The 7,477-nt window shown below is 67.1% G+C and carries 7 protein-coding genes; 5 read left to right on the forward strand and 2 right to left on the reverse strand.

The genetic code is table 11. The features are described 5' to 3' along the window. The first annotated feature begins 4 nt into the window (after positions 1–4). Genes J2X70_RS19310 through leuB form a run of 4 tightly spaced genes read left to right on the forward strand, consistent with a single transcriptional unit; the run spans position 5 to position 3,891 of the window. The gene (locus tag J2X70_RS19310) at positions 5–784 is read left to right on the forward strand and encodes a class I SAM-dependent methyltransferase (protein ID WP_140227644.1); all 780 of its coding nucleotides are present in this window, start codon (positions 5–7) and stop codon (positions 782–784) included. A 59-nt stretch (positions 785–843) separates the two neighbouring features. Continuing rightward, on the forward strand, positions 844–2,262 hold the full coding sequence (leuC, locus tag J2X70_RS19315; protein WP_140227645.1) for a 3-isopropylmalate dehydratase large subunit: 1,419 nt from the start codon (positions 844–846) through the stop codon (positions 2,260–2,262). Then, positions 2,262–2,840, forward strand: a complete 579-nt coding sequence (gene leuD / locus J2X70_RS19320; RefSeq protein WP_025874145.1) for a 3-isopropylmalate dehydratase small subunit — start codon at positions 2,262–2,264, stop codon at positions 2,838–2,840. Before leuC ends, leuD begins: the two co-directional genes overlap by 1 nt. Continuing rightward, entirely contained in the window at positions 2,830–3,891 is a 1,062-nt protein-coding gene (gene leuB / locus J2X70_RS19325; RefSeq protein WP_140227646.1) for a 3-isopropylmalate dehydrogenase, read from the forward strand. The genes leuD and leuB overlap by 11 nt, the downstream gene beginning before the upstream one ends. Before the next feature lie 62 nt (positions 3,892–3,953). Here the strand turns inward: leuB and J2X70_RS19330 are convergent, their stop codons facing one another. Together J2X70_RS19330 and J2X70_RS19335 are read right to left on the reverse strand one after the other, a co-directional pair. Continuing rightward, on the reverse strand, positions 3,954–5,027 hold the full coding sequence (locus J2X70_RS19330) for a hypothetical protein (protein ID WP_140227647.1): 1,074 nt from the start codon (positions 5,025–5,027) through the stop codon (positions 3,954–3,956). Between the two features lie 159 nt (positions 5,028–5,186). Next, on the reverse strand, positions 5,187–5,960 hold the full coding sequence (locus J2X70_RS19335; protein ID WP_025874142.1) for an SDR family oxidoreductase: 774 nt from the start codon (positions 5,958–5,960) through the stop codon (positions 5,187–5,189). A 116-nt stretch (positions 5,961–6,076) separates the two neighbouring features. On the opposite strand from J2X70_RS19335, the gene J2X70_RS19340 reads away from it, so the two are divergent. Further along, positions 6,077–6,985 (forward strand): LysR family transcriptional regulator, encoded by a 909-nt coding sequence (locus tag J2X70_RS19340; RefSeq protein ID WP_025874141.1) that lies wholly within the window; start codon positions 6,077–6,079, stop codon positions 6,983–6,985. Positions 6,986–7,477 lie beyond the last annotated feature (492 nt).

The raw sequence follows: 7,477 nt of genomic DNA on the forward strand, positions 1-7,477 counted from the left end.
TGAGATGAGCGCCTTCGACACCGCAGCCACCGCCAGCAGCGCTGGCCAGCAGTGGAATGCCCAGGACTATGCGATCGATGCCGGCTTCGTGCCGACCCTCGGTGGCGCCGTTGCGCGCCTGCTCGATGCGCGTGCCGGTGAGCGCATTCTCGACCTGGGTTGTGGCGATGGCGTGCTCACCACCGAACTGGCCCTCAGCGGCGCACATATGCAGGGCGTCGATGCCTCGCCGGAAATGGTGATCGCCGCGCGTGCGCGGGGCGTCGATGCGCAGGTGATGGACGGCCACGCCCTGGCCTTCGACCGTGCGTTCGATGCGGTGTTCAGCAACGCAGCCCTGCATTGGATGCCCGACCCGGATCGCGTGCTGGAGGGCGTGCGCCGCGCCCTGCGCCCCGGCGGGCGCTTCGTCGCCGAGTTCGGCGGCCATGGCAACGTGGCCACGATCACTGCCGCCGTGCAGGCCGCGCGCGTCGCCCATGGCCATGGTGCCAGCGCATTCCAGTGGTACTTCCCCACCGCCGATGCCTACGCAGACCGCCTGCGCCAGCATGGCTTCCAGGTGCAGCTGATCGAATGCCTGCCGCGACCGACCGCGCTGCCGACCGGCGTTGCCGGCTGGCTGCGGGTATTCGCCGCTCCACTGCTGGACGACCTGCCGGCCGAGGCGCGCGCCACGGTGCGCGATGCCGCCACTGCCCTGCTGGCCGACCTGCCGCGCAATGCCGCCGGCCAGCCGCTGGCCGACTACGTGCGCCTGCGCGTGCTCGCGCGGCGCCGCTGACCTGCTCCTGTTACTTTCTCTTCGATGCCCGTTACTCCGTACTCCTGCCAGGCAAACGCATGACTTCCGCACCCCGCACCCTGTACGACAAACTGTGGGACGCCCACGTGGTGGTTCCAGAAACCGACAGCGCGCCCGCCGTGCTGTATATCGACCTGCACCTGATCCATGAAGTGACCTCGCCGCAGGCCTTCACCGAGCTGCGCGAGCGTGGCCTGAAGCCGCGCCGTCCGGATCGGACCAAGGCCACGATGGACCATTCAACGCCGACCCTGCCGGCCGCTGCCGACGGTACGCTGCCCTACGCCAGTGCCGCCTCCGAAGCACAGGTCGCGATGCTGGCGCGCAACTGCGCCGAGCACGGCATCGAACTGTTCGACATGGCCTCGGACAACCGCGGCATCGTCCACGTGATCGCACCGGAACAGGGCTTCACCCAGCCGGGCATGACCATCGTCTGCGGCGACAGCCACACCTCCACCCACGGCGCATTCGGGTCGCTGGCCTTCGGCATCGGCACCAGCGAAGTCGGCCATGTGCTGGCCACGCAGTGCCTGCTGCAGCGCAAGGCGAAGACGCTGGCGATCACCGTCGATGGCAAGGTCGCACCGGGTATCGGCGCCAAGGACGTGGTCCTGCACATCATCGGCGTGATCGGCGTCAATGGCGGCACCGGGCACGTGATCGAGTTCCGCGGCAGCACCATCGAAGCGATGGACATGGAACAGCGCATGACCCTGTGCAACATGTCGATCGAAGCCGGTGCACGCGCCGGCATGGTCGCTCCCGACCAGGTGACATTCGACTTCGTCGCCAATACGCCGCGTGGCCCCAAGGGCGCCGACTTCGACGCTGCCGTTGCCCGCTGGACGCAGCTGCGCAGCGATGAAGGCGCGCGCTTCGACAGCGAGGTGCACATCGATGCCGCCGATATCCGCCCGACCCTGACCTGGGGCACCCACCCCGGCACCGCCATCGCGGTGGATGCGCCGATCCCGGCGGCCAACGATGCCGCCGCGCAGAAGGGCCTGGATTACATGCACTTCCAGGCGGGACAGACGCTGGCCGGCACGCCCGTGGACGTAGTGTTCGTCGGCTCCTGCACCAATGGCCGGCTGAGCGACATGCGCGAAGTGGCACAGGTGCTGCGTGGCCGTCGCATCGCCGAGCGCGTGCGCATGCTGGTGGTGCCTGGTTCTGAGATCGTCAAGCGCCAGGCCGAGGCCGAAGGCATCCATGAGATCGTGCGCGCGGCCGGTGCCGAATGGCGCGAACCGGGTTGTTCGATGTGCATCGCCATGAATGGCGACCTGGTCGCCCCCGGCCAACTGGCGGTCAGCACCAGCAACCGCAACTTCGAAGGCCGCCAGGGCCCGGGCTCGCGCACGCTGCTGGCCTCGCCGATGAGTGCTGCGTGGGCCGCTGTGCAGGGCCACGTCGCCGATGCCCGTGAACTGTTTAGCCAGGAGGTGGCCTGATGAGCGGCTTCCGCACCCTGAGCTCGGCCAGCGTGGTGCTGCGCCAGACCAACATCGACACCGACCAGATCATTCCGGCGCGGTTCCTGTCCACCACCGAACGTGCTGGCCTGGGCCGCAATGCGTTCAACGATTGGCGCTGGCAGGCCGATGGCTCGCCCGTGGCGGACTTCGCCTTCAACCAACCGCACAATGCCGGCCGCAGCATCCTGCTGGCCGGGCGCAACTTCGGCTGCGGCTCATCGCGCGAACATGCGCCGTGGGCACTGACCGATCTCGGCCTGCGCGCCATCGTCAGCAGCGAGATCGCCGACATCTTCCGCGGCAATTCGCTGAAGAACGGCCTGCTGCCGATCGTACTGGACGAGGCCGACGTGCAGCTGCTGATGCAGCGCCCTGACGATGAGCTGACCATCGACATTGCGGCGCGCGAGCTGCGCACGCCCGATGGCCGCATCTACTCCTTCCCGTTGGACGGCTTCTCGCAGACCTGCCTGCTGGAAGGCGTCGATCAACTGGGTTATCTGTTGGGCCGTGTCCCTGAAATCGAACGTTACGAGAGTGAGCATGCACGCTGAAATTGTTGTCCTGCCCGGTGATGGCATCGGCCCGGAAGTGGCCGCCGCCGCGGTCGCCGTTCTGAACGCCGTCGCCAAGCGCTTCAACCACACCTTCACCTTCAGCGAGCACGACATCGGTGGCATCGCCATCGACCGCCACGGCGAACCGCTGCCGGCGTCGACCCTGGCCGCCTGCCAGGCCGCCAATGCTGTGCTGCTGGGCGCCGTGGGCGGGCCGAAGTGGTCCGACCCGAACGCCAAGGTCCGCCCGGAACAGGGCCTGCTGGCGATCCGCAAGGCGCTGGGCCTGTATGCCAACCTGCGTCCGGTGCGCACCCATGAAGCCGCACTCCACGCCTCGCCGATCAAGGCCGAGCTGCTGCAGGGCGTGGACTTCGTCGTGGTGCGCGAACTGACCGGTGGCATCTACTTCGGCGACAAGACCCGCGATGCCGACAGCGCCAGCGATCTGTGCCGCTACACCGTGGCCGAGATCGAGCGTGTGCTGCGCAGTGCCTTCCGGCTGGCGCAGCAGCGTCGCGGCAAGGTCACTTCGGTGGACAAGGCCAACGTGCTGGAAACCTCACGCCTGTGGCGTGACGTGGCCGCGCGCATCGGCCGCGAGGAATTCGCGGACGTGGCGCTGGAACACCAGCTGGTCGATTCCATGGCGATGCATCTGCTGGCCAAGCCGCGCGAGTACGACGTGATCGTGACCGAGAACATGTTCGGCGACATCCTCACCGATGAGGCCTCGATGCTGGCCGGTTCGCTGGGCCTGCTGCCATCGGCATCGCTGGGCGAGCCGGGTGCGGTGGGTATCTACGAGCCGATCCACGGCTCGGCACCGGACATCGCCGGCAAGGGCATCGCCAACCCGTACGCGACGATCTTCAGCGCGGCGATGCTGCTGCGCCATTCGCTGGGGCTGGAAGACGAAGCAGAAGCGGTGGAAGCGGCGGTGCACGCGGTGCTGGACGATGGCGTTTTCACCGCAGACCTGGCCGCCAAGGGCCACGCGGTGAGCACGGCGACGGCCACCGACGCGGTGCTGGCCAAACTGGGATGAGTGTTCGGGGTACCGGACGGCGTCCGGTACCCGTTCTCTCTGCGCATCCCGCACTGACTCACTCAGTGCGGGATGTTCGCGCTCTGCGGATCGCTCGCGGCCGCGCGCATCTGCGAGCTGCTGCATCCGGTCAGGACAGCGCCGTCGTCAGCTCTGGCCACCACGCGTTCATGGATTCGGATGCTGCCCGAAGGCAAGCCGCTGCGCGACGCTTCGCGTTGCCAGACCTGCACGCCGGCCTGCTGGTGAGCAGTTGTCAGACCGGCATCGAGCAACACGCTTGCCACGTTGATTCTGCCAAGGTCTGCAGCGAACAGGCCGGCCGGTGCGGCCAGCACCTTGTCGGTGGCGATGCCCTGGATCTGCAGCGGCGTCTGCAGTTCGATCTGGAAGACGGGAAGCACCGTGCCGTTGATCGCATGCGTGGGTGCCGACACTGCGTGCACCTCTGCCGGCCATTCGCTCTGCGGCTGTTCCATCACCTGCTGCAGCAAGCGCCCGACGCGGCGCAGGGCCGCATCGTCGGCACGGCACACGATGGCCGCAGTGAGGTCATTGGCATCTGCACGCTGCTGCCGATCCAGTGGCAACGTTCCCTGCGTGCTGGCAGATTGGGCAGTACATCCCAACCGATAGCCGTCGCCATAGCTGCTCACCATGATCGACGGGGCCGACGTGTTGCCATCAACCGATCGTGCGGACCACACCCGGAAAGGTTCACGCAGCGTGCTCGACTGCAGCTGCAGGCCATGGCGGGCAACGATACGATCACGCGCTGCAGCATCGATGGCAATGGACAACCCCTGCGCGTCTGCGAATACGCGCTGGGTCCGGACGCCCTGCGCGGTCAACGGCACCGGCATATCGATGACCGTCACCGAAGCAGCGTCGGCGTCTCCGGCCTGCTCGAAATGCCAGTCACGCAGATGCAACGGGCGACCGGCCGGATCGCCGTAGCGTGCCGCCCGCAGGGTGCTGGCGACGGTCTGCCGGGTATCTGCACTGGCACGGCATTCGAGCACGGCGAGCAGGTTCTGCTGGAAGCGCAGGGCCTCGGTCTGCGCTGGCTCTGCATCGGCATGACCGCAGCAGGCAACCAGCATCAGCACGCAAGCGCGGATCGTGCGAGGGAACATGCAGGCTCTCCGGCCCCGGGACAGCCCGCTATTGTGCCCGTGAACGCCCTGAAGCTGTCCACTTGGGGATCAACAGTAGATCCAAGCCATGCGTGGATGAAGCCAAGAGCATCCACGCAGGGCGTGGATCTACTGCGCGAACCCAAGTCTCGCGTGTCTCTACTTGGTGGTGTAACCGCCATTGACCAGGATGGTCTGCCCGGTCATCCACCAGCCGTCGGTCACCAGGAAGCGGATCCACGGCACGATGTCGGCGATATCGGTCAGGCCGGTGCGGGTGAACGCCGACAGCGCCGCGGCGGTCTTGTGGTAGGCCTGCGCATCGGCACTCTCGGCCGGATAGAAGAACGGCGTATCCATCGGCCCGGGGCCGATCGCGGTCACCGAGATCCCACGCTCGCCAAACTCCTTCGATGCCGCGCGGGTGAAGTGTTCCACCGGCGCCTTGGTGCCCGCGTAGCTGGAATAGAACGGCGTGAACGCGCCCAGCAGGGACGTGACCAGCGTGCAGATGCGGCCGCCGTCGTTGACATGGCGCCCTGCCTCCTTGAGGAAGAAGAAGGCCGTCTTCGCATTGACCGCGCTCATCTGGTCGTACTCCGCTTCGCTGATGTCCAGCATCGGCTTCTTCAGCACTTTGCCGACGGTGTTGATGGCGATGTCGGGGCGACCGACGGCGGCAACCGCGTCGGCGAACAGGCGCTCCATCGCAGCGGCCGAGGTCAGATCGGCCTGCAGGGCCACGGCCTTGCTGCCAGCGGCCTGCACCGCAGCGACGGTGGCTTCCGCATCGGCCTGGGTGGCGGCGCTGTTGTAGTGGATGACGATGGCCTTGGCGCCCTGTACGGCGAAGTCGCGGGCGATCAGCCCGCCGAGGTTCTTGGCGCCGCCGGCGATCAGCACGGTCTTGCCCTGGATACGGTGGTCGGTCATGGCATCGGTCTCGGAAAGAGGCTGCCGGGCTGGCAACCCTGTGCCGACGACGATATCGTGCAGAAATTGCGGATAAAGACCGCAACATTGACTTAACTTTCCAAAGCGGGCGAACAATGGACCGGATCGAGCGTTTCCGCATCTTTGCCCGGGTGGTGGAGTGCACCAGCTTCACCCGCGCCGCCGACCAGCTCGGCCTGCCCCGCTCCACTGTCTCGGCGGCCGTGGCGGAACTCGAGCAGCGCCTGGGCACGCGCCTGCTGCAGCGCTCCACCCGCAGGGTCTCCACCACCCACGATGGCGACACCTTCTACGTGCGCTGCCTGCGCCTGATCGCCGAAGTGGAAGACGCCGAGTCGCTGTTCCGCCAGGACGACGCACAGCCGAGTGGCCTGTTGAAGATCGATGTACCCAGCCGGATCGGCCGCCGCATCATCGCCCCGGCGCTGCCGGACTTCTTCGCACGGCACCCCCAGGTCGAGCTGGACCTGGGTATGACCGATCGCGCGGTGAATCTGATCGAGGACGGCTGCGATGCGGTGCTGAGGGTGGGCCAGCTGGGTGACTCCAGCCTGGTGGCCCGCACGCTGGGCCAGCTGGACTTCGTCAACGTTGCCGCGCCAGCGTACCTGCACGCGCACGGCGTACCGCAGCACCCCACCGACCTGCAGCAGCATCGCGCGGTGAACTATGCGTCGCCGACCACGGCGCGGGTGGAGCCGTGGGAATGGCAGGACGGCGCGCAGCTGCGCACGCTGCCGATGCCCGGCTGGGTGCGGGTGAACAGCGCCGAGGCGTCGATTGCCTGCTGCGTAGCAGGGCTGGGACTGCTGCAGATTCCACGCTACGACGTGCAGGCCGAACTGCAAACCGGTGCGCTGGTGGAAGTGATGCCCCAGTACGCGGCGCAGCCGCTGCCGGTGACCCTGTTGCTGCCGCACCGGCAGCATCGCGCGCAACGTGTGCAGGTGTTCCTGGATTGGCTGGTGCCGCTGCTGCGTGAGCGGCTGCAGTTACAGGGGTGATCGGCCGGGCGGCTGCCCGGCGCCCGCCGAGGCAACTGCAACTGCAAAAGCAACTACAAAAGCCGGAGCGGCTCTGGGTTGTTGCTTGGTTGGCGGGGAGGGGGCAGCTGGTGGGACACGCCGCAAGTACGTCCCTGTAGGCTCGGCCACGGCATCCATGCCGTGGACGGTCCCGCCAGCTGCCCCCTCCCCGCCTTCGACAATTTCCCGATGACGGTTGGTGGATCCACGCCGTGCGTGGATGAGGTGTATCGGAAAGCACGAAGGGGTCGGCACGCGGCTGTTGCTGTTGCTTTTCGCTCTTCTTCTTTCTCTTCCTGCGGTGCAGGCCACAGGAAACTGTCAGGGGCCGGGTGGGTGGGCTGGGCGGGGGTGTCAGCCGCATGGATGCGGCTGACAAGCCTTATCTGATTGGAATCTGGCACCGTAGGTGTCGAGAGCCGGCGTGGGCCGCCGTGTAAGCCTGGATCTCGACGATCGCCATGTAGCTTG

Origin of the sequence: Stenotrophomonas sp. 1337 (genome assembly GCF_031455455.1) — a bacterium.
GTDB classification, from domain to species: Bacteria; Pseudomonadota; Gammaproteobacteria; order Xanthomonadales; family Xanthomonadaceae; genus Stenotrophomonas; species Stenotrophomonas indicatrix.

What these genes read in the sequence shown, in the direction of transcription:
- J2X70_RS19310 (WP_140227644.1), top strand. Translation starts at nt 5, where the DNA reads ATGAGCGCCTTCGACACCGCAGCCACCGCCAGCAGCGCTGGCCAGCAG.
- leuC (WP_140227645.1), top strand. Translation starts at nt 844, where the DNA reads ATGACTTCCGCACCCCGCACCCTGTACGACAAACTGTGGGACGCCCAC.
- leuD (WP_025874145.1), top strand. Translation starts at nt 2,262, where the DNA reads ATGAGCGGCTTCCGCACCCTGAGCTCGGCCAGCGTGGTGCTGCGCCAG.
- leuB (WP_140227646.1), top strand. Translation starts at nt 2,830, where the DNA reads ATGCACGCTGAAATTGTTGTCCTGCCCGGTGATGGCATCGGCCCGGAA.
- J2X70_RS19330 (WP_140227647.1), bottom strand. Translation starts at nt 5,027, where the DNA reads ATGTTCCCTCGCACGATCCGCGCTTGCGTGCTGATGCTGGTTGCCTGC.
- J2X70_RS19335 (WP_025874142.1), bottom strand. Translation starts at nt 5,960, where the DNA reads ATGACCGACCACCGTATCCAGGGCAAGACCGTGCTGATCGCCGGCGGC.
- J2X70_RS19340 (WP_025874141.1), top strand. Translation starts at nt 6,077, where the DNA reads ATGGACCGGATCGAGCGTTTCCGCATCTTTGCCCGGGTGGTGGAGTGC.